This is a genomic window from Rhodanobacter glycinis, assembly GCF_900114325.1.
GTDB lineage: Bacteria > Pseudomonadota > Gammaproteobacteria > Xanthomonadales > Rhodanobacteraceae > Rhodanobacter_A > Rhodanobacter_A glycinis.
Genome location: NZ_FOSR01000004.1, coordinates 158,520 through 183,069, shown reverse-complemented (window position 1 = coordinate 183,069; position 24,550 = coordinate 158,520). Strand labels below are relative to the sequence as shown.

The 24,550-nt window shown below is 66.5% G+C and carries 24 protein-coding genes; 9 read left to right on the top strand and 15 right to left on the bottom strand.

The genetic code is table 11. The features are described 5' to 3' along the window. Positions 1 to 2: 2 nt before the first annotated feature. Genes mutM through BMY90_RS06305 form a run of 5 tightly spaced genes read right to left on the bottom strand, consistent with a single transcriptional unit; the run spans position 3 to position 4,210 of the window. Complete coding sequence (gene mutM, locus BMY90_RS06325; protein WP_092702578.1) at positions 3 to 830, bottom strand: bifunctional DNA-formamidopyrimidine glycosylase/DNA-(apurinic or apyrimidinic site) lyase; 828 nt, start codon at positions 828 to 830, stop codon at positions 3 to 5. Beyond that, complete coding sequence (locus BMY90_RS06320) at positions 830 to 1,321, bottom strand: hypothetical protein (protein WP_092702576.1); 492 nt, start codon at positions 1,319 to 1,321, stop codon at positions 830 to 832. The genes mutM and BMY90_RS06320 overlap by 1 nt, the downstream gene beginning before the upstream one ends. Continuing rightward, positions 1,318 to 2,676, bottom strand: coding sequence for a GldG family protein (locus BMY90_RS06315; protein ID WP_092702574.1), 1,359 nt, complete (start codon positions 2,674 to 2,676; stop codon positions 1,318 to 1,320). Before BMY90_RS06315 ends, BMY90_RS06320 begins: the two co-directional genes overlap by 4 nt. Beyond that, entirely contained in the window at positions 2,676 to 3,461 is a 786-nt protein-coding gene (locus tag BMY90_RS06310) for an ABC transporter permease (protein ID WP_092702572.1), read from the bottom strand. The genes BMY90_RS06315 and BMY90_RS06310 overlap by 1 nt, the downstream gene beginning before the upstream one ends. Then, positions 3,458 to 4,210, bottom strand: a complete 753-nt coding sequence (locus BMY90_RS06305; RefSeq protein WP_092702570.1) for an ABC transporter ATP-binding protein — start codon at positions 4,208 to 4,210, stop codon at positions 3,458 to 3,460. The genes BMY90_RS06310 and BMY90_RS06305 overlap by 4 nt, the downstream gene beginning before the upstream one ends. A 170-nt stretch (positions 4,211 to 4,380) precedes the next feature. Between BMY90_RS06305 and BMY90_RS06300 the strand changes: the two genes are divergently transcribed. Beyond that, complete coding sequence (locus BMY90_RS06300) at positions 4,381 to 5,574, top strand: DesA family fatty acid desaturase (protein WP_092702568.1); 1,194 nt, start codon at positions 4,381 to 4,383, stop codon at positions 5,572 to 5,574. Between the two features lie 190 nt (positions 5,575 to 5,764). Here BMY90_RS06300 and BMY90_RS06295 read toward each other — a convergent pair whose 3' ends face one another. Continuing rightward, positions 5,765 to 6,280, bottom strand: coding sequence for a DUF3016 domain-containing protein (locus tag BMY90_RS06295; RefSeq protein WP_092702566.1), 516 nt, complete (start codon positions 6,278 to 6,280; stop codon positions 5,765 to 5,767). A gap of 250 nt (positions 6,281 to 6,530) precedes the next feature. Between BMY90_RS06295 and BMY90_RS17205 the strand changes: the two genes are divergently transcribed. After that, positions 6,531 to 6,686 carry a hypothetical protein gene (locus BMY90_RS17205; RefSeq protein ID WP_175481510.1) on the top strand — a complete coding sequence of 52 codons (156 nt, stop codon included), beginning with the start codon at positions 6,531 to 6,533 and terminating at the stop codon, positions 6,684 to 6,686. Positions 6,687 to 6,970: 284 nt separating this feature from the next. Here the strand turns inward: BMY90_RS17205 and rpmG are convergent, their stop codons facing one another. Both rpmG and rpmB read right to left on the bottom strand, forming a co-directional pair. Further along, positions 6,971 to 7,138 (bottom strand): 50S ribosomal protein L33, encoded by a 168-nt coding sequence (rpmG, locus tag BMY90_RS06290; protein ID WP_008211962.1) that lies wholly within the window; start codon positions 7,136 to 7,138, stop codon positions 6,971 to 6,973. Positions 7,139 to 7,149: 11 nt separating this feature from the next. After that, complete coding sequence (gene rpmB, locus BMY90_RS06285) at positions 7,150 to 7,386, bottom strand: 50S ribosomal protein L28 (RefSeq protein WP_008211960.1); 237 nt, start codon at positions 7,384 to 7,386, stop codon at positions 7,150 to 7,152. Positions 7,387 to 7,677: 291 nt separating this feature from the next. Between rpmB and secB the strand changes: the two genes are divergently transcribed. From secB to BMY90_RS06270, 3 genes are all read left to right on the top strand, one after another. Continuing rightward, positions 7,678 to 8,184, top strand: coding sequence for a protein-export chaperone SecB (gene secB, locus BMY90_RS06280; RefSeq protein ID WP_008211953.1), 507 nt, complete (start codon positions 7,678 to 7,680; stop codon positions 8,182 to 8,184). A 9-nt stretch (positions 8,185 to 8,193) separates the two neighbouring features. Then, entirely contained in the window at positions 8,194 to 9,219 is a 1,026-nt protein-coding gene (locus tag BMY90_RS06275; RefSeq protein ID WP_092702564.1) for an NAD(P)H-dependent glycerol-3-phosphate dehydrogenase, read from the top strand. 91 nt (positions 9,220 to 9,310) lie between these two features. Next, positions 9,311 to 12,334, top strand: a complete 3,024-nt coding sequence (locus tag BMY90_RS06270) for a DEAD/DEAH box helicase (protein ID WP_092702563.1) — start codon at positions 9,311 to 9,313, stop codon at positions 12,332 to 12,334. 43 nt (positions 12,335 to 12,377) lie between these two features. Here the strand turns inward: BMY90_RS06270 and BMY90_RS06265 are convergent, their stop codons facing one another. From BMY90_RS06265 to BMY90_RS06255, 3 genes are all read right to left on the bottom strand, one after another. Continuing rightward, positions 12,378 to 13,055, bottom strand: a complete 678-nt coding sequence (locus BMY90_RS06265) for an HAD family hydrolase (RefSeq protein ID WP_092702561.1) — start codon at positions 13,053 to 13,055, stop codon at positions 12,378 to 12,380. A gap of 217 nt (positions 13,056 to 13,272) precedes the next feature. After that, entirely contained in the window at positions 13,273 to 14,292 is a 1,020-nt protein-coding gene (glk, locus tag BMY90_RS06260; RefSeq protein ID WP_092702559.1) for a glucokinase, read from the bottom strand. Between the two features lie 382 nt (positions 14,293 to 14,674). Continuing rightward, positions 14,675 to 16,222 (bottom strand): S53 family peptidase, encoded by a 1,548-nt coding sequence (locus BMY90_RS06255; RefSeq protein WP_092702557.1) that lies wholly within the window; start codon positions 16,220 to 16,222, stop codon positions 14,675 to 14,677. A 172-nt stretch (positions 16,223 to 16,394) separates the two neighbouring features. Here BMY90_RS06255 and hemB point away from each other — a divergent pair, with 172 nt between their 5' ends. Continuing rightward, a complete protein-coding gene (hemB, locus tag BMY90_RS06250) occupies positions 16,395 to 17,387 on the top strand; it encodes a porphobilinogen synthase (protein ID WP_092702555.1) in 993 nt (330 codons plus the stop codon). A 21-nt stretch (positions 17,388 to 17,408) separates the two neighbouring features. Here the strand turns inward: hemB and BMY90_RS06245 are convergent, their stop codons facing one another. Together BMY90_RS06245 and BMY90_RS06240 are read right to left on the bottom strand one after the other, a co-directional pair. Continuing rightward, positions 17,409 to 17,909, bottom strand: a complete 501-nt coding sequence (locus BMY90_RS06245; protein ID WP_092702738.1) for a DoxX family protein — start codon at positions 17,907 to 17,909, stop codon at positions 17,409 to 17,411. Positions 17,910 to 17,987: 78 nt separating this feature from the next. Continuing rightward, complete coding sequence (locus BMY90_RS06240) at positions 17,988 to 18,293, bottom strand: carboxymuconolactone decarboxylase family protein (protein ID WP_008207571.1); 306 nt, start codon at positions 18,291 to 18,293, stop codon at positions 17,988 to 17,990. Positions 18,294 to 18,602: 309 nt separating this feature from the next. Here BMY90_RS06240 and pyrC point away from each other — a divergent pair, with 309 nt between their 5' ends. After that, positions 18,603 to 19,646 carry a dihydroorotase gene (pyrC, locus tag BMY90_RS06235; protein ID WP_092702553.1) on the top strand — a complete coding sequence of 348 codons (1,044 nt, stop codon included), beginning with the start codon at positions 18,603 to 18,605 and terminating at the stop codon, positions 19,644 to 19,646. Between the two features lie 271 nt (positions 19,647 to 19,917). On the opposite strand, the gene BMY90_RS06230 is transcribed toward pyrC, so the two are convergent. After that, positions 19,918 to 20,565 (bottom strand): hypothetical protein, encoded by a 648-nt coding sequence (locus BMY90_RS06230; RefSeq protein ID WP_245734947.1) that lies wholly within the window; start codon positions 20,563 to 20,565, stop codon positions 19,918 to 19,920. A gap of 357 nt (positions 20,566 to 20,922) precedes the next feature. Here BMY90_RS06230 and BMY90_RS06225 point away from each other — a divergent pair, with 357 nt between their 5' ends. After that, on the top strand, positions 20,923 to 21,627 hold the full coding sequence (locus BMY90_RS06225) for an RNA polymerase sigma factor (protein WP_008207565.1): 705 nt from the start codon (positions 20,923 to 20,925) through the stop codon (positions 21,625 to 21,627). Positions 21,628 to 21,803: 176 nt separating this feature from the next. Here the strand turns inward: BMY90_RS06225 and BMY90_RS06220 are convergent, their stop codons facing one another. After that, positions 21,804 to 22,595, bottom strand: coding sequence for a glutaminyl-peptide cyclotransferase (locus BMY90_RS06220; protein WP_092702549.1), 792 nt, complete (start codon positions 22,593 to 22,595; stop codon positions 21,804 to 21,806). Between the two features lie 96 nt (positions 22,596 to 22,691). Between BMY90_RS06220 and BMY90_RS06215 the strand changes: the two genes are divergently transcribed. Further along, the gene (locus BMY90_RS06215; RefSeq protein WP_008207561.1) at positions 22,692 to 24,533 is read left to right on the top strand and encodes a monovalent cation:proton antiporter-2 (CPA2) family protein; all 1,842 of its coding nucleotides are present in this window, start codon (positions 22,692 to 22,694) and stop codon (positions 24,531 to 24,533) included. Positions 24,534 to 24,550: the final 17 nt, after the last annotated feature.

Sequence of the window (24,550 nt, the reverse complement as noted above, 5' to 3'; positions counted from 1 at the left end):
TTTCAGCGCTGGCAGCGCGGGCACCAGAACGTCGAGCGTTGTCCCAGCACGACCTGGCGGATGGCCGTACCGCAGGTCTTGCACGGCTCGCCGACGCGTCCGTAGACCATCAGCTCACGGAAGAAATAGCCCGGTGCGCCATCCGGGTTGAGGAAGTCGCGCAGCGTGGTGCCGCCGCGTTCGATGGCCCAGGCGAGGATGCGTTTCACCTCGCTGGCCAGGCGCGCGTAGCGGGCGCGCGACACGCTGCCGGCGGGGCGGCGTGGATCGATGCCGGCGGCGAACAGTGCTTCGCTGGCGTAGATGTTGCCCACGCCGACGACGATGGCGTTGTCCATCAGGAACAACTTCACCGCGGCACTGCGGCCACGCGAGAGCTGCCACAGGCGGTCGCCGTCGAAGGCGTCCGTGAGTGGCTCGGGGCCGAGGCGGGCGAGCAGTTCGTGGGTTTCGCCGGGCGGTTGCCACAGCAGGCAGCCGAAGCGACGCGGGTCGGTGAAGCGCAGCACGCGCGGGCCTTCGCCGGCACGGCGTTCCAGTGCGATGTCGACATGATCGTGCTTGCCCAGCGGCGCATCGGGCGGCAGCACGCGCAGCATGCCGCTCATGCCCAGATGCAGTAGCGCGCTGCCGACGGCGGTGTGCAGCAGCAGGTATTTCGCGCGACGTTCCACCGCGTCGATGCGCTGGCCGGGCAACAGCTCGCTGATTTCGGGCGGGATCGGCCAGCGCAGGTCGGCGCGGCGCAGCGTCACGGCTGTCACGCGGCGACCGATCACGTGCGGGGCGATGCCGCGCCGGGTGGTTTCGACTTCGGGCAGCTCGGGCATCAGGGCAGCTCGACGGTCTGGCTTGTCGGCGCCTGCGGCATGTAGCGCAGCGAGACCAGCGCCACCTGCGTGCCGCGTTGCACGTAGCAGCGATGACCGATCGCGGCGACGGCGCCGAAGCGCAGCGTGTGACCGTCCAGTTGCAGCACGGCGCGCGGCGCGGCCAGGCCGATCTTCGCCGGATCGAAATCCGTCAACGGGCGCCAGTGCTCGACCGGCGCGGCGGCAATCGCGGCCAGTGCGTCCAGGCGGGCATCGTCGATCTGGGCCGGTGTGCCATCGGCGGCTTGCCAGTGGCCATGGTTGCGCCGGTAGTTCATCGCGGCTGCGTGGCCGAATTGCAGTTGGATCTGCGTGATGCTGGCCGGGTCGAGGCCGAGCAAAGTACCCGGTGCGTGGGCGCGATCGCTGCGCCACTGCCAAAGCGCCAGTGCCAGCAGGGCGGCCACGCCAAGCAGCAGCCACAGACGTTGGCGGGCGGCGCGCGTCATCGCCGGCGTCGGCGCCAGGCGACGAGACCGCCGATCACCAGCAACAACAGCGGCACGCCGACGATGCAGCCGATGCTCAGGGCATCCAGGCCGGTCTGCGACACGTTCAATACGCGATCGGGTGCGCCGCGTGGTGGCAGGTCGACCAGCACGTCATCGCCCAGCAGCCAGTCGAAGATGCGTTCGCCCAGCGCGCGATTGCCGCCGTTGCCGAGGAAGGTGTTGGACAGGAAGTCGCCATCGCCGATCACCACCGCGCGTTGCTGCGTCTTGTCCGGGTTGGGCGACAGCCGGCTCATGCTGAAACCGAAGTCCAGCGGGCCCTTCAGGTCGCCGCTTGCCGCGTCGTAACGGATGGTGGAGGGATGGGCGTCGTCGATCGGCTTGAGCTCGGTCCAGCTCTGTGGGCCCGAGCGCAGCAGCGGCTGGATCTTCCACTGGCTGTCGCTGGTTTCGGCCAGCGCGGCCACCTGCGGGAACAGCGTGGTCAGCGCGAAGCCACGGGTGATCGCCTGCGGCGGATAGAGGCCTACCGCGATCATGCGCGGGTCCTTGAGGCCCAGTGCGGCGCCCGCGCCGTCGACCAGCACGCCGGGCAGCACGTGAATGCCAAGCGCGTCGGCCAGCGGTTTCAGCGTCGGATCCGCGGAGTTGGGCTCGGTCAGCCAGAGCAGGTTGCCGCCGTTGGCGAGGTAGTCGGTGAGGGCCTTCACCGCGCCGCCGGGCAATGGCAGCGCCGGGCTGGCCAGCACCACCAGGCTGGTGCCCTGCGGCACCGCGGTGACCTGCGAGAAGTTCAGCGGCACCGCGCGCATGCCGCGCTGCTCCAACTGCCCCATGAATGTGCCGAGGTCGGTGTTGCCCTTGCCGTCGGCGAGCCGTTCGCCATCACCGGTGACGAAGGCGACCAGGTGCTCGCCGCTGCGCGTGAGTCGTTCCAGCGCGTTGGTGAGACTGTCTTCGGACAGCTCGTCCAGGCGTTCCTCGCGGCCGTGGTAGTGCACGATCAGTGCGCCGTTCACGGTGATGCCGAGCTGGCGCATCTTCGCCGGGTCCTGCTCCGGATCGACGAAGCGCAGCGTGAGATCGGGCTTCGCCAACTGATAGCGCTGGACGAAGGCGGCGATGGTCTGGCGCAGGTCGCCTTGCGGGTTGGCGTAGCTGACGATTTCCACCGGGCCCTTGAGCTTGCCCAGTACCGCGCGGCTTTCCGCCGACAGGCTGGCGCGGCCACCGGCGGTCCAATCCGCGGTGTGCTGGTAATGTGTGCCCAGGAAGCCCAGTGCGCCCACGCCGATCAGCAGCAGCAACGCGAACAGCCAGCCGTCGAGCCGTCGAAACAAGTCGTTGCGCATCAGCCGCGCTCCTTTTCGGCCGCCACGCGGCGCACGGCCAACGCCAGTGCCAGCGCGGTGAGCAACACGAACCAGACGATGTCGGCGGTCGATACCAGTCCGCGCAACAGCGGCTCAAGGTGGGTCGGCAGGGCCAGCCAGTTGATCAGGCCGTTGTTCACGCCCGCGCTCTGCGCGCCAAGCTGGATCGAGCACAGCGCCAGCACCAGCAGGATGCCGGCGGTGGCGGCAATGGCCGGATGCGAGGCGAAGGCCGAGCAGGCCACGCCGATGGCGGCCAGCGCGGCCAGCAACAGCACCATGCCCAAGGTGGCGGCGGCCAGTTTGCCCCAGTCGATATGGGTGGCATGCGCCAGCGACAACGGCATGGCCAGGGTCAATGCCAGCCACAGCAGCAGCCAGGCCATCAACGCAAGGTATTTGCCGAGCACGATGGCCGTGGCCGATTGCCCGGTACCGAACAGCAGCGGCAAGGTGCCGTTGCCGCGCTCGCCGGCCAGCGTGGACATCGCCAGCAGCGGCACCACGATCAACGCCAACTCGGTGAAGCCGAACGGGATGAAGCCGCCGGTGAGCAGGCTGCTGAGCAGCGGTACCCCGGCCATGTCGGTGAAGCCGGGCGCGCTGGGCAACGCGGCCAGCCGCACCTGCATGGCCAGGAAATTGCCCAGCAGCAATATGAAGCGCCAGGCCAGCTCGGCCAGTGTCAGCGCGCCCAGCACCCAGCCCAACGGGCGCACGAACAGGCGGCGCAATTCCAGCCGCATCACGGCAAATGTACTCATGCGGCTTGCGCTCCGCCGGCCATCGCGATGTCGAAGAAACGGCGCTCCAGTGTGGCGTGGTCATCCGCGGCCACCGGACCGTCGTGGTGCAGCACGCCTTCATGCAGGATCGCCACGCGGCTGCATACCGCGATTACTTCGGCCAGCAGATGGGTGGACAGGATCACCGCGGTCCCGGCGGCGGCCTGTTCACGGATCAAGGTCCGCAGTGTCGCTGTCTGCACCGGATCGAGCGCATTGCCGGGTTCATCGAGCACCAGCAGGGCCGGTTCGTGCAGCAGCGCGCAGGCCAGGCCCAAACGCTGGCGCTGGCCCTGCGACAGGGCGCCGGCCAGCCGGCGCAGCAGCGGTTGCAGCTCCAGCCGTTCGATGATGCGCTCGCGCGCCTGCCGCAGGGCCGTGCCACGCAGGCCACGCAGGCGGCCATGGGCATCCAGGTGTTCGCTCGAGGTCAGTTCCGGCCACAACGGGGCACGTTCGGGCAGCCAACCCAGGCGTTGCCGGGCCAGTTCGGGATATTCGGCGAAATCCCGGCTGTCCAGGCGGATCGTGCCGCCGTCAGGCCGCAATGCACCGGCAATCATCGACAGCGTGGTGGACTTGCCGGCACCGTTGACGCCCAGCAGACCAAGCACCTGGCCGCCTGCCAGCGAAAGGTCGAGTTCACGCACGGCGGGCCGCCCGCCACGCCGGCGCGAGACGTGTTCAAGCTGCAATACGGGAGATGAATCAGGGGTTGGCGCGATCATTGCCTGATTGTCATGGCGACCCCATGGTTTAACAACAGTCAACGGTCACAGGGCACGCATTTAACGAAAGAGCAAGTGCGTGTGCCTTACCATGGAATGTCAATCCATGCTGGCGGGTACGGAAACCCTCGCTTTAGACTGCCTTCTCACCGCACCCGAGTGATTTCCAAATGCTTGATGCCGTACTCAATTTCCTGTCCAACGGCGTGACCCACGCGAGTTGGATCAGCATGCTGGTCTACCTGTTGGTGATGACCCAGCTCACCATCTTCACGGTGACGCTGTACCTGCATCGCAGCCAGACCCACCGCGGCGTGGATTTCCACCCGGTGCTGGCGCATTTCTTCCGCTTCTGGGGCTGGCTCACCACCGGCATGGTCACGCGCGAGTGGGTGGCGGTGCATCGCAAGCACCACGCCAAGGTCGAGACCGCGGACGATCCGCACAGCCCGATGATCTACGGCATCAAGAAAGTGTTCTGGGACGGCGTTTCGCTGTACCGCGACGCCTGCGAATCGAAGCAGGACATGGAGCAGTACGGCCGCGGCACCCCGGACGACTGGGTCGAGCACAAGGTCTATGGCGGCCATCCGTATTGGGGCCCGACCCTGATGCTGCTGATCAATCTGGCGCTGTTCGGCGTGATCGGCGCGGCGCTGTGGGCGGTGCAGATGATCTGGATCCCGTTCTGGGCCGCCGGTTTCGTCAACGGCATCGGCCACTGGGCCGGCTACCGCAATTTCGAAAGCGCCGACACCGCGCGCAACCTGATCCCGTGGGGCTTCTGGATCGGAGGTGAAGAGCTGCACAACAATCACCACGCCTTCCCCAGCTCGGCCAAGTTCGCGCTGCGCAAGTGGGAGTTCGACATCGGCTGGGCGGTGATCTGCGGTCTGCGCGCGGTGGGCCTGGCCAAGGTGCTGCGCGTGGCGCCGTCGCTGGACGTGCGTCCGAATGTGCGCCTGCCCGACGCCGACACCTTGAAGGCGGTGCTCACCCATCGCTTCCAGGCGATGACCGATTTCTATCGCGGCGTGATCCTGCCGACCATCGGCGACGAGGCACAGCACGCCGGCGAAAGCATCAAGTCGATGCCGCGACGCATGCGCCTGGCACTGGCCGACGGCGGCCGCTGGCTGGACAACGAAGGCAGTGCGCGGCTGCAGGCCGTGCTGGCCAAGCGCCCCACGCTGAAGACCGTCTGCGACTTCCGCAACCGCCTCGCCGCCCTGATGGAGCAGCGTGGCGCCGAGCAGGCGCTGAAGGGCCTGCAGCAGTGGATCCACGAAGCCGAGGAAAGCGGCATACGGGTGCTGCAGGAATTCGCGCAGCGCTTGAAGGGCTACAGCGTCGCCACGGCCTGATCCTGTCGCGGCAGGAACGACGAGGCCCGCCTTCATGGCGGGCCTTTTTGTTGGCGGCGACCAAGGCCTCTCGGAGCCTGTTCACGATCCTCTCGTTGGCCCGGTACCTCTTTCCCGTCATTCCTGCGAGGCGCTTTTCAACAGCCAAAGGGCTGGTCAAGCAGGAACATCGGAGGCCGTGGGCAGCCTCTCAGAGTTTCGCCGGTCCCTTTCTCAGCCAGCGATCGATCAGGCGCTTTTCATGGCGCAGCGGGTCACTGTCGGTGAGCCCGCCCGCGCTGTCGTACATGAAGCCCAGGCCGACCAGGCGGCGATCGCCTTCGCGGATCGTCCGTCCCTGGCTGTCGATCAGCCGGAAATGCAGGTTGATGCGTGGCGGGTAGGTGTCCTTGACGATGCGTACCGGATTCGCCCGCCCGACCGAAGGCAGGTAGGAGCCGGCGCGGTCGACGTCGGTGATGACGATGTCCAGTCGCTCGCCTGCCGGCAACATGGCCGCCGCCTGCTTTTCGATATAGGCCTTGAGGGTGGCCAGGTAGCCGGGGTCGGCCCGCATGGGCGCGAAGGCCTGCACCTCCTTGGTCTCGGTGAAGTTTTCCGGGTGGTCATAGCGCACGCTGGCCGTGCCGTGGGTGGCGGCGGTGGCGGCGGCGGCGAATACGACCAGGGCCAGGGCAATGACTGGGCGAATACGGGGAATGGACATGGCGCGCTTCCGGATGCCGGGTATGGGTGCCACGTTACAGGATGGAATGCTAACGTGGCGCGAGTTTGCGCCGTGGCAGTGCCGGCGGGTGATCCAGGTCAGGCTGTCATTCCGGCGCAAGATAGTCCGGCAAGCGTTACCGGAATTTGGTAAAAGTACTTGCTGGTTTGAATAAGCGGGCGGGCAATTGACTCAATGCATGCCCGCTCGTGCGGATGCCCGAGAGTCTCCTGGGACAAAAGGAATGGCAATGGAATCGATTCAAAACGGTATCGAAACTGCATTGGCGAAGAGCCCGCTTGTTGTGCGCGTCTGCCTGGTGGTGCTCGCGACGGCGGTCACGGCGATGCTGGCCATGGATGCTGGAGAGAGCCTGGGAAAGGCGCTGTACTACTTCACCCACTGAGATGAAGGTTGTTCCGGGGCTTGCGCGCACCAGAATCGGTGGCGTGTTGATCGGGCTAAAGAAAAACCCGCCATAAAGACGGGTTTTGCATGTTTTACTGGATCCCGGCTTTCGCTGGGATGACGTTCCGGCAAAGCCGCCCGCGCGTAGCGCGAGCGGGTCAGAACGTGGGTAAAGAAAAACCCGCCATAAAGACGGGTTTTGCATATTTTACTGGATCCCAGCTTTCGCTGGGATGACGTTCCGGCAAAGGCGTTCGCGCGATGCGCGAACGCGCCGTCACGTCACTTGATCTTGCCTTCCTTGTAGATCACGTGCTTGCGCACGACGGGATCGTACTTCTTGAATTCGAACTTTTCCGGCGTGTTCTTCTTGTTCTTCTGCGTGGTGTAGAAGTGACCGGTACCGGCCGAGGAGATCAGGCGGATCTTGTCTTGCTTGCTGTTGGCCATGACTTAGCTCCTCAGACCTTTTCGCCGCGGGCACGCAGGTCGGCGATCACGGCCTCGATGCCCTTCTTGTCGATGGTGCGCAGCGCGTGGTTGGAAACGCGCAGCTTGATCCAGCGGTTCTCGCTGGCGACCCAGAAGCGACGCTCGTGCAGGTTGGGCAACCAGCGGCGACGGGTCTTGTTGTTGGCATGCGAGACGTTGTTGCCGGTCTGCACACCCTTTCCGGTGACTTGGCATACACGGGCCATGATGACCTCCGTATTGAGTGGTGTAACGCCCGTTGGCCAGGGCGACATCGGCCCAGCGGCGCCTTGCGCCACGCGATGCTGGTGGGTGTTGCATTCGCCATCACCTGAAGCCGCATCGCGTCGCGGACACACCCGGAAGGCCGGGCTGGCAGAGGTCGAGCCGCCTATTGTCCCGCAAAAACAGGGCGCTGCGCAATCTTTGCCGTTCCGCAGCGTGGCGGTGGCGGGGGATGTATGGAACAATCGACCTCTTTCGCGTATCCGCAACGTACAAGACGAGGGGTTTTTCCGATGGCAGAAGTCACCACCCTGGACCAGGCCAACGGCCAGGCCGGCCAGCCGCAGCTGGTGCTGCAGAAGATCTACGTGAAGGACGTGTCCTTCGAGGCGCCGAATGCGCCGCAGATCTTCCAGGAGATCGGCGAGAACGAGCAGGCCCAGCCGCAGGTACAGCTGAACCTGGGCCAGAGCGCCACCGATCTCGGCGGCGACCTGTACGAAGTGGTGCTCAGCCTCACCCTGACCTGCACGCTGGGCGAGCGCACCGCTTACCTGGCCGAAGTGCAGCAGGCCGGCGTGTTCGGCATTGCCGGCTTCGATGCGGCCGATCGTGACGGCGTCATCGGCAGCTACTGCCCGAACCTGCTGTTCCCGTACGCGCGCCAGGTGATCTCCTCGCTGGTGCTGGAAGGCGGTTTCCCGCCGTTCCTGCTGCAGCCGATCAATTTCGACGCCCTGTTCGCCGAGCAGCAGCGCCGGGCGGCGGGCGGCGGCGAGGCGCCGACGCTCAACAGCTGAGTCCGGACCATGGCTGAAGCATCGACCCTGGCCGTCCTCGGCGCCGGCTCGTGGGGCACGGCGCTGGCTGCGCTGGCCGCACGCAATGGCACGCCGACACGGTTGTGGGGCCGCGATGCGCGGGCGCTGGCCGAAATGGCCAGCAGCCGGCGCAACCAGCGTTACCTGCCTGGTCTGGCGTTGCCGGAATCGCTGGTCTACGAGAGCGACCTCGCTGCCGCCGTGCGCGGTGCCGGCGTGGTGCTGATCGTGGTGCCCAGCCACGCGTTCGCGTCCATCCTGGACGAGCTCGCGCCACTGCTCGACGCCGATACCGCGATCGCCTGGGCGACCAAGGGCTTCGAGCCGGGTACCGGGCGCTTCCTGCATGAACTGGTGGCCGAGAAGCTGCCGGGGCGGCCCGCCGCGGTCATCACCGGGCCGTCGTTCGCCAAGGAAGTGGCGGCCGGGATGCCCAGTGCAGTCACCGTGCATTCGGAAGATGCGAGCTTTGCCCAGCATCTTGCCTCGATGCTGCACGCGCCCGACTTCCGCGCCTATTCGGGCAACGACGTGCTTGGCGCCGAGCTGGGCGGCGCAATGAAGAACGTGCTGGCGGTGGCCACTGGCGTGGCCGATGGCATGGAGCTCGGGCTCAATGCCCGCGCCGGCCTGATCACCCGCGGCATGAACGAGATGCTGCGCCTGGGCGTGGCATTGGGTGCGCGACCGGAAACCCTGATGGGCCTGTCGGGCCTGGGCGACCTGGTGCTCACCTGCACTGGCGATCTCTCGCGCAATCGCCGGCTTGGCCTGGCCTTGGGCAAGGGCGTGGCCATCGACGAGGCAGTGCGCCAGATCGGCCAGGTGGTCGAAAGCGTGCTGACCGCCGACGAAGTGGTGCGGCTGGCCACCAAGCATGGCCTGGACCTGCCGATTTCCGCCGGCGTGCGTGCCGTGCTGCATGGCGAAGTGACACCCGTCGAAGGGTTGAAGGCGCTGATGGGGCGCGAGCAGAAGCCCGAGTACCCGAAGGGTTTGTTCGAGCCGCGTTGAGCGCCGATTCGAGATCCTGACGATGGGCTTGCGGGCAAACCCCGCAGGCCTGCTAAGCTCGGAAGTTTCATCGCCCACGGATCGCATCCGCATGCAGCCACCGGACGAGAAACACCTCGGCGAGCCCGCCTCGCCCCGCGCCGGCAGCGACAGGCTGCCCGTGGCGTGGCGCAAGCTGCTGGCCGCGCCGGCCGTCGCCGCCGCTTCGCGCGAGCCGGGCGTGCTCGGTTTCTTCTTCGAGGTGCTGTCGGACGAAGGCGCGCCGTACGGGCGGCTGGACGTGGCGCCGGTGACGCTCAGCGTGGCCGAGCACGGCCGCTTCGTGCGGCCGGTGCCGCTGGACAGCAAGCTGCTGGCACGCACCACCTTGCCGTCCCACGAGCAACGCCTGGCGACCACCGTGCTGGGACTGCCGCAGGCCTTGCGCAAGGGTCGCAGCTACGCCCATCTGGCCGGCCATGTCGGCGATGCACTGTTGGCCGAGATGCTGGATACCGCGCCGTGCTTCCTTGGCGGCCTGGGTGGCCTGCGCCTGTCGCGCGGGCGTTCGCATCAGCTCAACTGGCACTGGCAACTGGAACAGGATGGCAGCCAGCGCCTGCTGCCGGCGCTGGGACACAGCCAGCGCCCGCTGCGCCTGGACACGCTGTGGTATCTCGACGCCGAGCGCGCCGAGCTGGGCCACCTCGAGGCCCCGGCCGAAGAAAGCCACTGGCTCGACCTGCCGCCGCTGAAATACGACGAGGCGCCGGGGCTGTGCGCCACGTTGCCGCACAGCCGGCTCGCCCATCGCGTACCCGCGCCGCAAGTGCTGGGTGAACTGCAGCGCGAGGAACTGGCGCCGAAACCCGTGCTCACCCTGCACGCATTGACCCGCCACGCCCGCCTGGCTGCGGGCACGCCGCCGCTGGCCTACGCCCGGCTGGCCTTCGACTATGCCGGCGAGCGCCTGCCCAGCCGCGGCGGCGAGCCGCTGGTGCGACGCGTGCGCAACGGTCAGCTGGTCGAGATCACCCGGCGTCGCGCCGAAGAATTGACCGCGATGGAGCAACTCGAACGCGCCGGGCTGACTCCCGCCGTGGATACCGAAGGCCTGCCGTGGGACCTGGCCGACACCTTGCCGGATGATGCCTGGCTGTTTCCGGGCAAGGGCCATACCGGCGCGCTGGAAGTGAATACGCCCGCGCGTTGGTTGGCCTTGCGGCCGAAGCTCGAGGGCGAGAACTTCCAGCTCGACTACGCGCCCAGCTTCCCGTTCGAAGTGCTCGATGGCCCGGTGCATTGGTACGGCAACGCGGTGGAAGATGCCGACGACCATGCCTTCGACCTGGAAATCGGCATCGAGGTCGAAGGCAAGCGCCACAACCTGCTGCCTGCGGTAGCGCAGGCGCTGGCCGATCATCAGCTCAACCTGCGGCCGGTCGCCAACGAACCCGAGGATGCCGTCTGGTATGCCCCGGTGGATGATCGCCGCCGCGTGCCGGTCAGCCTGCGCGAGCTGCGCGGCCTGCTCGCGCCGCTGGCCGAATACCTGGAAAAACCGAAAAGGAAACTGCACCTGCCGCGCGTGCAGGCCGGCCGGCTGGAAGAGCTGGCCGAGGCGTTGCCCGGCGATGGCGAACTGCAGGCGCCGGAGGCCTTGCGCGGATTCACCACGCGCCTGCGCGATGCCGCCGAACGCGCCAGCGATGTCGTGCCCGATGGACTCACCGTCGAATTGCGCCCTTACCAGCGCGAAGGCCTGCGCTGGCTCAATGCGCTGGCCGAGGCCGGCGTGGGCGGTGTGCTGGCCGACGACATGGGCCTGGGCAAGACGCTGCAACTGATCACCCATCTGCTCGCGCTGAAACAGCGCGGTGCGCTGGAACAACCCGCGCTGATCGTGGTGCCGACCAGCCTGATTCCGAACTGGCAATCCGAGGTTGCCCGCTTTGCGCCGATGCTGAAAGTGCTGGCCTTGCACGGCCCGCAGCGCAGCGAGGATTTCGGCCAGCTCGATGCGCACGACATCGTGCTCACCAGCTACGCATTGCTGCCGCGCGACGTGGTCACGCTGCGCAAGCAACCGTTTGCGTTGATCGTGCTGGACGAAGCCCAGCAGGTGAAGAATCCGCGCACCCAGGCGCGCCGCGCCGCGCTCAGCCTGCGCGCGCCGCGTTGCATCTGCCTCACCGGCACGCCGCTGGAAAATCACCTGGGCGAATTGTGGTCGCAGGTGGATCTGGCGGTGCCCGGTTTGCTGGGCGACGAGGGGGCGTTCCGCCGGCATTACCGCGTGCCGATCGAGAAGCAGCGCGACGAGGAATGCCAGGCGCGGCTCAATCGCCGGCTCGCGCCGTTCATCCTGCGTCGTACCAAATCGCAGGTGGCGTCCGAATTGCCGCCGAAGACCGAGATCACGCGCCGCGTGGTACTCGACGGCCGTCAGCGCGAGCTGTACGAAAGCCTACGCCTGACCCTGGCCGACGAACTGCGCGAGGTGATTTCCCAACGTGGCATCGCGCATTCCGGCATCGTCGTGCTCGATGCCCTGCTCAAGCTGCGCCAGGTCTGTTGCGATCCGCGGCTGGTGAAACTCGAAGCCGCGCGCGGCGTGCACGACTCGGCCAAGTTCGAATTGCTGATGGACATGCTGCCCGCGCTGCTGGCCGAAGGGCGCAAGGTGCTGCTGTTCTCGCAGTTCACCGAGATGCTGCGGCTGATCGCCGGCGAACTGGACCGACGCCGCATCCGCTACGTCACCCTCACCGGCGAAACGCGCGATCGCGCCGAACCCGTGCAGCGCTTCCAGGACGGCGACGTGCCGCTGTTCCTGCTCTCGCTGAAAGCCGGTGGTGTCGGCCTCAACCTCACCGCCGCCGACACCGTGATCCACTACGACCCGTGGTGGAACCCCGCCGCCGAAGCGCAGGCCTCGGACCGCGCCCACCGCATCGGCCAGGACAAGCCGGTGTTCGTGTTCCGCCTGATCACCGCCGGCACGGTGGAGGAGCGCATCGAGGAAATGAAGGCGCGCAAGGCCGAGCTGGCCGAAGCCGTACTCGACGGCGGCGGCAGCCGCGAACGGCTGAGTTTCGACGAGGGTGATCTGGAAGCGTTGCTGGCGCCAGGCTGATCGGGATCATGTGATGTGGAGAGGGCGCTGGTGATGCACCATCTCACTCGCGCGCCACGATCTCGTCGATATGCCGCAGCAAATCCGCCGGATCTTCATACACGCGGAACGCACCGGCGCGTTCCAGTTCGTCCTGGCCATAGCCGCCGGAAAGCAGGCCGACGCCGAGTGTGCGGGCTCGCTGCGCGGCCAGCATGTCCCAGACGCTGTCGCCGATCACCAGCGAGTGCTGGATGTCCACGCCGAGCCGGTCGGCGGCGGCAATGAACAGGTCGGGATCGGGTTTGGCGTGGCGGACCATGTCGCGTGTCACCACCGGCACCTTTTCGGGGTCCACACCGAGCGCCGCGAGATTGTGTGCAGCGGTTTCCATGCGGCCGCTGGTGGCGATGGCCCACGGCATGCGCTGGGCGGTGAGGTGCGCCAGCAATTCGCGCGCGCCGGGCAACGCGCGCACCGCATGCTGCGCGTGGTAGCGGTTGAACGCCTCGGCGTGGCGGATGCGAAGGCGCTCCAGCCGCTCCTCGGTGATCTCCAGCCCGGTCTCGCGCAACAGGATGTGGGTGAACAGGCCACCGCTCATGCCCACCTTGCGATGGATGCGCCACACCGACAGTTCCACGCCTTCCGCGTCCAGCGCTTCCTTCCACGCCAGCACGTGCTGGTAGACGCTGTCGATCAGGGTACCGTCGAGGTCGAACAGCAGGGCGGTGCGGGACATGCGGATCTCCTGGGATGGGGCGGACGTGAGTATGCGCGTGCACCCGTGAGCGACGCGCGAGCGCTCAGTGCCTGTGAAAATCCACCCTCACGTGTTGCCATGGCCCGCTGCAGGAGCCCGCTCGCGGGCGATGCTCCTGATTTTCCGCCCGATGAGCGCCAGGGCAGGAGCATCGCCCGCGAGCGGGCTCGACTCGATCGCTTCGGGTTCTGAACGCTCAGCCGCGCGGGGGCAGCAAGGGCTGGCCGGCTTGTACGCGGGCCAGGGCGGCGGCGCCGAGCAGGCCGGGTTCCGGATGGATGACCGCGACCGTGGGCACCTGTTCCATCGTCTCGCGGAAGCGGCCCTTGGCCTCGAAGCGTTGGCGGAAGCCGCCATGGCGCAACCACGGCAACAGGATTGGCAGTACGCCGCCGGTGAGGTAGACGCCGTTCCAGCCACCCAGGCTCAGCACCAGGTCGCCGGCCACGCTGCCGAAGATGCCGGCCAGCGTTTCCACCGTGCGCACGCACAACGGGTCGCTGCCGTCCACTGCGTGCGAGGTGATGTCTTCGGGCGAATATTCCTCGGGCGGCTGTCCTGCGATGTCGGCCAGTGCCAAGTAGAGGTTCACCAGGCCGTTGCCGCAGATCATGCGTTCGTTGGACACGCGGCCGAAGCGCGCGTTGAGGCGATGCAGGATCTCCACGTCTTCGCTGGTGTGCGCGGCGAAGCCGGCGTGGCCGCCTTCGGTTTCCAGCACGGTCCAGCGGCCGTCGCGCAGCAACAGGCCGGCCACGCCAAGGCCGGTACCCGGGCCCATCACCACGTAGGTCTGCGTGGGGTTGCCATTCAGTTGCGGCAACGACTGCGAGCCGACCGATGCCAGGTACGGCGCACTCAACAGCGGCACCGCCATGCCCTGCGCGGCGAAGTCGTTGACCAGCGATACCGAGTCCAGCCCCAGCTTGGCTTGCAGCGCATGCGCGACCACTGCCCAGGGGTTGTTGGTGATCTGCACCGTCTCGCCATCGGCGATGCGGCCGGCGGCGGCAATGGTGGCGCGGCGCGCGGTGTGGCCGGTGTCGGCGAAATATTGCTGGATCGCGTCGGCGAGCGTGTCGAAATCCCGCACGCGGTAACGTCGCACGCTGTCCATCAGCAGGGGATCCACCCGGCCGGTATCGGCCAGTGCGAAGCGGACGTTGGTGCCGCCCAGGTCGGCAAGCAGGGTGGGGGCGGCGTTCGGGGAACTCATCGACGATCCTGACGGGGAAAGCTCTACAGCCTGCCGCTTGGCGGCGCGTTCGTCCAGTCCGGCGAACATGCGCGGGCGCATGGGAGAGGTTGTCGAAGTGCTGCCAGTGCCGCGGAAGCCTTCCGGAGAGCCGGATAGACGTCCATTTGAAGGCTTCCCGAGATCGGATCGGATGAGGCGATGGATACCGCCCGGATCAGTCACTCATTGCCTGAAGGCTCTCCTGCAAGGGTTTGCATCCCGCCCACGGCGGCTGGACCGCCTTGCGCAACCCGCGGCTACGCAAGCGCGCCCGCCGCCGTAAGGATGCGCGGCAGGTTGCTGCGATGAATGGCCGTGATCAACGAGGTTTGCGGCCGGCATCGATCAACGCGCCAGGAGATTACTGCGCGTGCTTTTTCGTGCTTTTCCGCAGCGCCGTCAGCGCATCGAGCAGGGTCTTTCCGTCGGGGCTGCCCCAGCCGGTGCACGCGTCCCAGCCCTTGCCGGCCTGGTAGGCGCCATTGTTGCCTTGGGTGATGTCGCGGAATGCGGCGCTGCCGATCTGGTACACGGCGGCGTGCATGTCGCCCAGCGGTGCGCCAAGCGCCTGGTTGAACCGCGCCACCAGTGCGGCCCATAGCGGTGCCACCGCGCTGGTGCCGCCGATCACCTGATCGGTCCCGTCCACGCGTACCTGATAGCCGGTCAGCGGGTCGGCATCGCCGGCGACATCGGGTACGCCGCGGCCGGCGAAACCGCCCGTGGCCGCGGGCACCTTGGCGGTTTTCTGCCATGCGGGCAGGGCGAATGCCGTGCTGACGCCGCCGCCGGTAGCGCCTTCGCTGGCGGCCGTCTCGTTCCACACCGTTTCACTGCTGATCTGGCTGGCGCTGGCGACCAGCTTCGTGCCGCCGCAGGCCAGCGCGTACGGGCTGGAGGCCGGGAAGTCGACGTGGGAAAGTCCGTCGCTTTCGCCGTCCGAGGAGCCGCTGTCGCCGGCGGCCACGGTCACCGTGACGCCAAGTGCGGCGGCGTCCAGCAGCGCGGTCTGCATCGCTTCGCGCGAGGCGCTGCTCCAGCTGTCCTCCGGGCCGCCCCAACTGATCGAGATGATCGACGGCTTGTGGGTAGTGTCGTGTGCGGCCTGCGAGATCGCTTCGTAGAAACCCTGGTCGGTGTTCGGCGCGAAATACACGACGAGCGCTGCGGCGGGCGCCAGTGCGCCGACAACTTCGATATCCAGCATCACTTCCGCATCGGCATCACTGCCCGGCTGGTTCTTGCCGCCGGCAACGGACACGGCCGTGACCGAGGGCGTTTTCGCAAGGCCTAGCGACTTGAAGTAGGTGCTGAGGTCGCTGGCCACGTAACCGCCGCCGAGCTCGATGATGGCCACGCTCTGGCCGCTGCCGTCGCCATCGGGAAAGGCGTAGAGCTGGCCGAGCTGAATCGGCGTATAGGTCTGGCTGGGTTGGGCCAGTGGCTTGCGGAAGTGTGGGCGTGCGACCGGGCGGCGATCCAGTCCGAGTACGGCGATCACGCCCTCGGGCAGTGCCGGTGCCTCGGCGCAACCGACAAAGGCCTCGCCGCCATCCTCCGGCTGGTAACGTCCCAGCGTCACGCCGAAGGCGCGCTGCATGCTTGCCGCGGAACCGCGCAAATGCAGCACGCGGCGATGCGGCTGGCAGCCGGTTTCTTCCAGCCCGTGCGTGTGCGCGAAATCGCGCAGGCGCGTCACGTCGGCAGGGTCGGCCCCGCCGTGTTTGTCGAAGTCTGCGTGTTGCAGGGGCGCCGTATGCGGCCATGTGGCGGTGGGCGGTGTCTCGCCGCGGCGGCGCATGACCAGGGTGATCTCCAGCGGCGTGTTGTCGTCGTGGGCGCCGAGGTAACGGGCCTTCGCCGGAGCGTGCCAGCGTGGATGGGACGGGTGGGGAGCGTGGGTGGTCATGGCGTGTTTCCGTCTTTGTGCGGAGTCCGTGGCGGGACGATGCGCCTGCCGGTGTATCGATGACGTATGCGCGGTGTTGGACATTCGTCGCGCGCGGCAAAGTGTCCACTGCCGGCGGCATGCACGAGGCGTGGCGCTAGAATGGGCGGATATCGCGCCACGAGATCCCGCCATGAATTTTCCCGCCATCCGCATGCGTCGCATGCGTCGCGACGCCTTCTCCCGCGCCCTGATGCGCGAGCACACCTTGCTGTCGAGCGACCTGATCATGGTCGCGTTCGTGATCGAGGGCGAAGGCCAGCGCGAGAGCGTGCCGTCGATGCCGGGCGTGGATCGTCTGTCCGTCGACGAGTTGCTGAAGCTGGCCGGCGAATGCGTGGAACTCGGCATTCCGGCGCTGGCGCTGTTTCCCTCGCCCGGCGCGAACGTGAAGAGCGAGGATGCGCGCGAGGCGTGGAATCCCGATGGCCTGATGCAGCGCGCCACGCGGGCGTTGAAGGCGAAATATCCCGAGCTGGGCCTGATCGGCGATGTGGCGCTGGATCCATACACCACGCATGGCCAGGACGGGCTGATCGACGAGACCGGCTACGTGATGAACGAGCCCACCGTCGAGGCGCTGGTGAAGATGTCGCTGGCGCAGGCCGAGGCCGGCATGGATTTCGTGGCGCCGTCGGACATGATGGACGGCCGCATCGGCACCATCCGCGAGGCGCTGGAAGCCGCCGGCCACATCCACACCCGCATTCTTGCCTACTCGGCGAAATACGCCTCCGCGTTTTACGGCCCGTTCCGCGATGCGGTGGGTTCCTCGGCCAATCTCGGCAAGGGCAACAAGCACACCTACCAGATGGACGTGGGCAACTCCGACGAGGCCTTGCGCGAAATCGAGCTGGACATCGCCGAAGGCGCCGACGCCGTGATGGTGAAGCCGGGCCTGCCCTACCTCGACGTGCTGCGCCGGGTGAAGGACGCTTTTGGCATGCCCACCTTCGTCTACCAGGTCAGCGGCGAATACGCGATGCTCAAGGCCGCGTCACAGAATGGCTGGCTGGACGAGAAGGCGGTGGTGCTGGAAGCGCTTACCGCGTTCAAGCGCGCGGGAGCGGATGCGATTTTGACCTACTACGCGGTGGACGCGGCGCGGTGGTTGCGCGGGTCATAGTGCCGTTGTCCCGGGCAGGCTTCAGCGGTCGTTTGCGGTCAATGAGTGCTTTCCCTTGCGTCGGAGCAGCAGATTATCCAGTGCCCATGGTCCCGCGCCACCCAATACAAGCGCGGCCAGGCCGGCCAGATAGAGCAGGTCGCATTCATATCCTGGTTGCCCGAAATGGGCACCCGCGGCCGTGACGCTCATCAACTTGATCGAGCTGAAGCCGTAGGGCAGATGTACGGTGAAGATGGCGACCAGCAGCACGATGGCCATCGGTACTGTTGCGAGAGTCACGAAGGCGCCCAACAGGATGGCCAGGCCGCCGAACACTTCCGTCAGGATGGTCATCCATGCCATCAAATGGGGCAACGGCACGCCGATGGAATGCAGGATGGCGGCGAAAGCGCCAGCGCCGCGGCCGAGTTTGGCAAAGCCGTGTTCCATGAATCCGTAGCCCACGATCAGGCGTATTGGAATCGGTGCCCAGCGGGCAAAACGATGAGGCATCGAGGGTTCGGGTGACGGAACAGTCATGGCGTGCATCCGCGTTCGTGTGGGATGTTCGATGGCGCAGGTTGCGACGGCGGACCGGGCTCGCCGCCGCTGCGGAGGTCAGTCGTGCAACAGATGGGTGGCATGGGTGATGGCGCCACCGGCGCGAATCGCAGCGGCAACCACGGCGGTCTCGCTCAGTTGCGCATCGTCGGCTCCCGCATCACGCGCCGCCTTGGTGTGGATTTCAATGCAATACGGGCACTGCGTGGTCAGCGCCACGGCCACGGCGATCAGCTGTTTCTGGCGGACGTCGAGGGCGCCCTCTGCGAAGGCAGCCTTGTCGAAGGCCCAGAAGGCCTTCATAGAGGCAGGGGCATTTTCGTCGAGTTTTTTCAGGCGGCTCAGATGCTTCATGTCAAACATGTCGGAATCCTCGTGTGGGTGCGAAGTGGTGGCCGTCGACAGCGGCCGATGGTCATCGCACGGCCGCTGGTTGTTCTTCGTCGCACGTGCGGATGGGTTACATCGTGAGCTGTCAGCTATCGGGGACAGGTCCGCTTTCTGCAGTAATGGCGGGCATGGGCAGGCATCTCGCGCCTGGCACAGGCAAGGGCTTTCGTTTTGTTGCGGAGAGCGAAAACCCTGCGGGTGATGGCACCCCATCACGCTGAACGATCGAAATGCGCTCGCGCGATATCATTGGCGCATCTGATCGCAACGAGCCTGCCAACCATGACCCCCACGCGCCTTGAAATCACCCGCCCCGACGACTGGCACCTGCATCTTCGTGATGGCGAGGCATTGGCTTCGGTGGTTGGCCACAGTGCGAGGCAGTTCGCGCGCGCCATCGTGATGCCCAACCTGAAGCCGCCGGTGACCACGGTGGCGCAGGCGGAGGATTATCGTCGCCGCATCCTGGCCTGCCTGCCGGCGGGTTCGAACTTCCAGCCGCTGATGACACTGTATCTCACCGAGAATACGTCGCCCGAGGAAATCGCCCGCGCCAAGGCGAGCGACAGCGTCTTCGCGGTGAAGTACTACCCGGCCGGCGCCACCACCAACTCCGACTCCGGGGTGCGTGAATTGTCGCGGGTGCATCATGTGCTGGAGGCCATGGAGAAACACGGGTTGCCATTGCTGCTGCATGGCGAGGTCACCGACGCGGAGATCGATATCTTCGATCGCGAGCGGGTTTTCATCGAACGCCATCTGATGCCGCTGCGCGAGCGCTTCCCGGCCTTGCGCATGGTGCTGGAGCACATCACCACCAGTGACGCGGTGGACTTCGTCCGCAATGCGCCGGCCAACGTGGGCGCCACGATCACCGCGCATCACCTGTTGCTGAATCGCAATGCGCTGTTCGTGGGCGGCATCCGCCCGCACAATTATTGCGCGCCCATCCTCAAGCGCGAGACGCATCGTGCGGCCCTGTTGCAGGCAGCGACCAGCGGCGACACGCATTTCTTCCTCGGCACGGACAGCGCGCCGCATATTCGCGCCGCCAAGGAATCCGATTGCGGTTGCGCCGGGGTCTACACCGCGCATGCGGCGATCGAGCTGTACGCCGAGGCGTTCGAGCAGGCGGGCCGGCTGGACCAACTCGAAGCGTTCGCCAGCTTCCACGGCCCGGACTTCTATCGCCTGCCGCGCAACGCGGAGCGCATCGTGCTCGAACGCACGCCGTGGACGGTGCCGGAGGATTATCCGCTGGCTGGTGCCACTTGCAAGCCACTGCGCGCGGGCGAGTCGGTCGCGTGGTCGCTGGTCGAGGCGTGATCGCGCGGGTTTGATCGGGCAAGGCCTGCGCTCGCACGGAAACGCGTGGTTCTTGGTGAAGGCGGCTGGCGGCCGGGCCTGAACTTTGCGCTTGTCGCGTCGTTCCGCGTTTTCACTTCCCCCGACAGCATTGCGGCGCCGCATGGGGCGCGGCGCCGCAATCTCCGAAACGGATTCGGAGTCCCTGCACGGTCATGTCATGTCGCACTGCATGTGCAGTGTGGCCGCCGGCGCTCCGGTCACCTTCGGCCGATTCGACGCGTCGCGGGCCTCAGTGCAGCGAGGCCAGCTTCACACCCTTCACCTTCAGTGCCTGGGCCACGTCGTACATCGCCTGGTTGAGGATCTTGTGGGTATTTTCGTCGGCGCCGTGACCGAATTTGGCGTCGATGTCCTGCATCACCTTGACGTGGAGGTCATGCGACAAGGCCTTGTCGAACAGGTAGCCGGACCACCAGGTGCCATCGGGCGTGGTTCCTGCCGTCACCAGGGTCTGCGCCAGCTTGACGCCCTTCAGGTGGGCCGGTGCGGCCGGCAGCTTGACGCCGGCTTCGGTGGCGCGCTTCAGGCCGTCGTTGACGGCGAAGGTCATGCCGTTGATGAAGTTGGTGGCATCTTTTTCGCCGTACTGCTTGGTGAGCTTGGCGACCTCGGCATTGACGGTTTTTTCGCCCAGCATCGACACCAGCGCCTTGGAGAAGCTGAAGTCATGCGCCCCACCGCCGGCCTTGACCAGCGCCGCCGTGACAGTCAGTGCAGGCGCGCCGCTGTAGGTCACGCCGCCGAACCAGTTCATGGCCGACGCATTCATCTGCGTCATCGGCGCGGCGGCCGGTGCTTCGGCGGCCGCGGTGACGCCGACAAACGCCAGGCCGGCCACCGTCAGTGCGGCTACCAGTACGTTTTTCCGCATGTTCATCATGTCGAATCTCCTTTGGGCGAAAGTGCGACGTATCCTTGGTGGCAGATCGCACCACCGGATGCGTACATGTGTGCGGGAGGCCCTGGTTCGACGCCAGTCGTCTGCAAGACACCAGACCGCTGTCGCCAGGAAGCCGTCGAGGCGTTCGCTCTGCCAGGGCCTCTTGCCGCGCGTGCATGGGATGCAGCACATGCCGCACAGGTTCCCGTAGGTGGGATGGCCAGCGCCGCTGGCTGCTGCCGGCGGAGAGCGCCGGCCTGTGTCGCGCGCACCTGTCGTGGCTAGCAGGTGAATCGGGCAAACGGGAACCTTGGCCCGTGTCAGCGCATCAGATGGGGTGTACAAGGAGAAATCATGTCAGCACATGCCCATGCAGCGTCTGTCGATTACGCGGCGTTGGACGACAACGCCCTGGTCGAACTGGTTCGTGGTGGCCAGCGCGAAGCCTTCCGCCACATCATGCAACGCTGCAACCAGCGCTTGTTCCGCATCGCGCGCAGCGTGATCGGCGAAGACTCGGAAGCGGAAGACGTGTTGCAGGAATCGTATATGCGCGCTTACAGCAAACTCGACATGTTTCGTGGCGATTCGACCCTGCTGACCTGGCTGACCAGCATCGTGCTGAACGAGGCGCGCGGTCGCCTGCGCAAACGACACACCATGGTCGATCTGGAGCAGGTCGATGCCGCGCCGGACGATACCCATCAGGTCATCCGGTTTCCTTCCCGTTTTGGCAGCGAGGACCCCGCTGTGTCCGCCGCCCGTGCGCAGGTTCGCCATTTGCTTGAAGACGCGATCGACACCTTGCCCGACGCATTTCGCACGGTCTACATGATGCGCGAAGTCGAAGAGTGCACCGTGGAGGAAACCGCGGTCGCGCTGGAGATCAAGCCGGAAACGGTGAAGACGCGCCTGTATCGGGCACGGCGCCTGCTGCGCAGCTCGTTGCAGGGCTCGCTTGCCGCCAGCATGAGCGAAGCCTTCCCGTTCATGGGCGAGCGCTGCGCGCGCGTCACCGACGCGGTGATGGCGCGACTGGAAAACCAAGTGGTGGATTGAGCGCGGCAATCGAGACCGTGCGCATGGAGCCGTGCCGTTACCCAGCGACTCGCCTTTCCGGCAAGCGGACGGAGGCGTCTTCAGGTCGCAGGGCGGCGAGTTTTCCCGTCATGCGGGAGTAAACGCTTGCTGCTGCACCAGGCTGCCCGCTTTTCGGCCGGCGAGCGTGGGCGAGATCAGTGTTTCCGCTTCGGCCCGGTCAGGCGGATCTGGTAAAGCTTCGGCCAGCATTTGCCGGTGACGTAGAGGCGATCATGCCTGGCGTCGTAGGCGATGCCGTTGAGCACGTCGTTGACCGGGTCGGCGAGGGTCTCGGGCTTGGGCACCAGGCCGCCGAGGTCGATCCAGCCCACCACCTTGCCGCTGGTCGGATCGATCCGCGCGATGCGGTGGGTCAGCCACACGTTGGCGAAGATCTGGCCCTTCACCCATTCCAGTTCGTTGATGTATTCCAGCGGCTTGCCATCGGCGGTGACGTCGATCTTGCCGACCTGCTTCAGCGTGTCCGGATCGAGTATGCGGATCGTTGGCGTGCCGTCGCTCATGTACAACTGTTTGCCGTCGGTGGTCAGCGCCCAGCCTTCGCCGGGATAGGGGAAGCGCGCCTGCGGCTTGAGCGTGGCCAGGTCGTAGATGAAGCCCTGGTGGCTGCGCCAGGTGAGCTGGATCAGCTTGTCCTTCCACGCCACGATGCCTTCGCCGTAGTCGGGCCAGGGCGTGCTGGTCTGCTGCAGCACCTTGCCGCTGTGCAGGTCGACCTTGCGCACCGAGGACTGGCCGACCTGGCCGGTGCTCTCGTACAGATAGCCGTCCAGATAGAACAGGCCTTCGGTATAGGCACCCGTGTCGTGCGGATAGGCATGCACCACGGAGTAGCCGTAGACCGGGATGCCGTCACCGGCGGCGCAGGCCGGAAGGGCGAGGCAGGACAGGGCGAGTGCGGCAACGCAGAAGATGAGACGTTTCATGGTTCGGATGATCCCACGTCCCGGGCTCGGATGTGAGGGCCCTTTATGCCGGCCGCGCGTGGAATAATCGGGCCATCCCCGACAAGGCGTGTGCCCATGGACAGTCATCATTTCCTTGAGACGGCCGTCGTGCTGCTGCTGGCAGCCGTGATCGCGGTGCCGTTGACCAAGCGTTTCCGGTTGGGCTCGGTGCTGGGCTATCTGCTGGCGGGCGTGGTGATCGGGCCGTCGGTGCTGCGATTGGTCGGCAACGTGGATGGCATCGCCACGATTTCCGAGTTCGGCATCGTGCTGATGCTGTTCGTGATCGGCCTGGAGCTGTCGCCGCAACGACTGTGGGTGATGCGGCGCTCGGTGTTCGGTACCGGCCTGCTGCAGGTGCTGGCCAGCAGCGTGGTGATCGGCGTGATCGCCTGGGCGCTGTTCGGGTTGCCTGTGCGCACGGCGGCGATCGTCGGCGGCAGCCTGGCGTTGTCGTCCACTGCGTTCGGCTTGCAGATCCTCGGCGAACGCAAGGAGACCGGCTCGGCCTATGGGCGGCAGGCGTTCGCGATCCTGCTGTTCCAGGATCTGGCGGCAATCCCGCTGATTGCCGCGGTGCCGCTGCTGGCCGGTGGCCCGTCGACGCATCACGGTTTTGATCTGGTGGGGGCGCTGCGCACCATCGGTGTGATCGTGGCGGTGATGGTGGGAGGCCGCTATCTGCTGCGCCCGGTGTTCCGTTTCGTGGCGAAAGCCGACTCACTGGAAGTCTCCACCGCCACCGCGCTGCTGGTGGTGACCGGCGTGGCATTGCTGATGGAGTTGACCGGCGTGTCGGTGACGCTGGGAGCCTTCCTCGCCGGCGTGCTGCTGGCCGATTCGGAATACCGGCACGACCTGGAATCGCATATCGAGCCGTTCAAGGGCCTGCTGCTGGGCTTGTTCTTCGTCAGCGTGGGCATGTCGATGCAGGTGGGCCTGCTGTTGCAGGTGCCGCTGCTGGTGCTGGGTCTGACCGCCGCGCTGTTGCTGGTGAAAGGTGTGCTGCTGTGGCCGCTGGGGCGCATGCTGGGCGGACTGGAGCGGCGCGATGCCTTGCGGCTGGCGGTGCTGCTGGCCAGCGGTGGCGAGTTCGCCTTCGTGGTGTTGAAGCAGTCGCAGGAGCAGGGGTTGATCGGCGCCCGCCAGGGCGGCGCGCTGGTGCTGGCGATCACCTTGTCGATGGCGCTGACCCCCTTGCTGGTGGCGCTGCTGGCCAAACTGCTGGGCAACGACAAGGCGAAGAAGCCGGCGCGCGCCTACGACACCATCGAGGCCGGCACGCCGCGCGTGATCATCGCCGGCTTCGGCCGCATGGGCCAGGTGGTGGGACGCATCCTGCGTGCCGAAGGCATCCCGTTCGTGGCGCTGGACCATTCCATCGAACAGATGGACATGGTGCGCCGCTTCGGCAACTGGAACGACATCTTCTACGGCGACCCGGCGCGGCCGGAATTGCTGCGCGCGGCACAGGCCGACAAGGCCGAGGTGTTCGTGCTGGCCAGCGACGATCCGGAATCCAGCCTGCGCGTGGCGCGCGTGGTGCGCCGACAGTACCCGCACCTGAAGATCGTGGCGCGTGCGCGCAACCGCCAGCACGTGTGGCGGCTGATGGACATGGGCATCGACGAGCCGGTGCGCGAGACGCTGTATTCCAGCCTGAAGATGACCAAGCAGGCGCTGGTGGCGCTGGGCCTGACACCGGAGCGCGCCATGGACCGGGTGGAGCGCTTCCGCCGCCAGGATGCCGAGCTGATCAAGGCGCAATACCTGGTCTACGACGACGAGACCAAGCTGGTGCAGACCACCCGCGAGGCGCTGGCCGACCTGGAGCGATTGTTCGAAGCCGATGCCTCGCCGCAGGCGGAGAAGGCGCGCGAGCGCGACGCGGGGACACCGTTGACCGACGAGGGTTGAGCCGTCCCTGCATCGGG

Coding starts and splice junctions, on each gene's coding strand:
- pyrC (WP_092702553.1), top strand. CDS start 18,603: ATGACCCCCACGCGCCTTGAAATCACCCGCCCCGACGACTGGCACCTG.
- BMY90_RS06230 (WP_245734947.1), bottom strand. CDS start 20,565: ATGAACATGCGGAAAAACGTACTGGTAGCCGCACTGACGGTGGCCGGC.
- BMY90_RS06300 (WP_092702568.1), top strand. CDS start 4,381: ATGCTTGATGCCGTACTCAATTTCCTGTCCAACGGCGTGACCCACGCG.
- secB (WP_008211953.1), top strand. CDS start 7,678: ATGGCAGAAGTCACCACCCTGGACCAGGCCAACGGCCAGGCCGGCCAG.
- hemB (WP_092702555.1), top strand. CDS start 16,395: ATGAATTTTCCCGCCATCCGCATGCGTCGCATGCGTCGCGACGCCTTC.
- rpmG (WP_008211962.1), bottom strand. CDS start 7,138: ATGGCCAACAGCAAGCAAGACAAGATCCGCCTGATCTCCTCGGCCGGT.
- BMY90_RS06320 (WP_092702576.1), bottom strand. CDS start 1,321: ATGACGCGCGCCGCCCGCCAACGTCTGTGGCTGCTGCTTGGCGTGGCC.
- BMY90_RS06295 (WP_092702566.1), bottom strand. CDS start 6,280: ATGTCCATTCCCCGTATTCGCCCAGTCATTGCCCTGGCCCTGGTCGTA.
- BMY90_RS06220 (WP_092702549.1), bottom strand. CDS start 22,595: ATGAAACGTCTCATCTTCTGCGTTGCCGCACTCGCCCTGTCCTGCCTC.
- BMY90_RS17205 (WP_175481510.1), top strand. CDS start 6,531: ATGGAATCGATTCAAAACGGTATCGAAACTGCATTGGCGAAGAGCCCG.
- BMY90_RS06310 (WP_092702572.1), bottom strand. CDS start 3,461: ATGAGTACATTTGCCGTGATGCGGCTGGAATTGCGCCGCCTGTTCGTG.
- rpmB (WP_008211960.1), bottom strand. CDS start 7,386: ATGGCCCGTGTATGCCAAGTCACCGGAAAGGGTGTGCAGACCGGCAAC.
- BMY90_RS06215 (WP_008207561.1), top strand. CDS start 22,692: ATGGACAGTCATCATTTCCTTGAGACGGCCGTCGTGCTGCTGCTGGCA.
- glk (WP_092702559.1), bottom strand. CDS start 14,292: ATGAGTTCCCCGAACGCCGCCCCCACCCTGCTTGCCGACCTGGGCGGC.
- BMY90_RS06275 (WP_092702564.1), top strand. CDS start 8,194: ATGGCTGAAGCATCGACCCTGGCCGTCCTCGGCGCCGGCTCGTGGGGC.
- BMY90_RS06315 (WP_092702574.1), bottom strand. CDS start 2,676: ATGCGCAACGACTTGTTTCGACGGCTCGACGGCTGGCTGTTCGCGTTG.
- mutM (WP_092702578.1), bottom strand. CDS start 830: ATGCCCGAGCTGCCCGAAGTCGAAACCACCCGGCGCGGCATCGCCCCG.
- BMY90_RS06305 (WP_092702570.1), bottom strand. CDS start 4,210: ATGATCGCGCCAACCCCTGATTCATCTCCCGTATTGCAGCTTGAACAC.
- BMY90_RS06255 (WP_092702557.1), bottom strand. CDS start 16,222: ATGACCACCCACGCTCCCCACCCGTCCCATCCACGCTGGCACGCTCCG.
- BMY90_RS06245 (WP_092702738.1), bottom strand. CDS start 17,909: ATGACTGTTCCGTCACCCGAACCCTCGATGCCTCATCGTTTTGCCCGC.
- BMY90_RS06265 (WP_092702561.1), bottom strand. CDS start 13,055: ATGTCCCGCACCGCCCTGCTGTTCGACCTCGACGGTACCCTGATCGAC.
- BMY90_RS06240 (WP_008207571.1), bottom strand. CDS start 18,293: ATGTTTGACATGAAGCATCTGAGCCGCCTGAAAAAACTCGACGAAAAT.
- BMY90_RS06270 (WP_092702563.1), top strand. CDS start 9,311: ATGCAGCCACCGGACGAGAAACACCTCGGCGAGCCCGCCTCGCCCCGC.
- BMY90_RS06225 (WP_008207565.1), top strand. CDS start 20,923: ATGTCAGCACATGCCCATGCAGCGTCTGTCGATTACGCGGCGTTGGAC.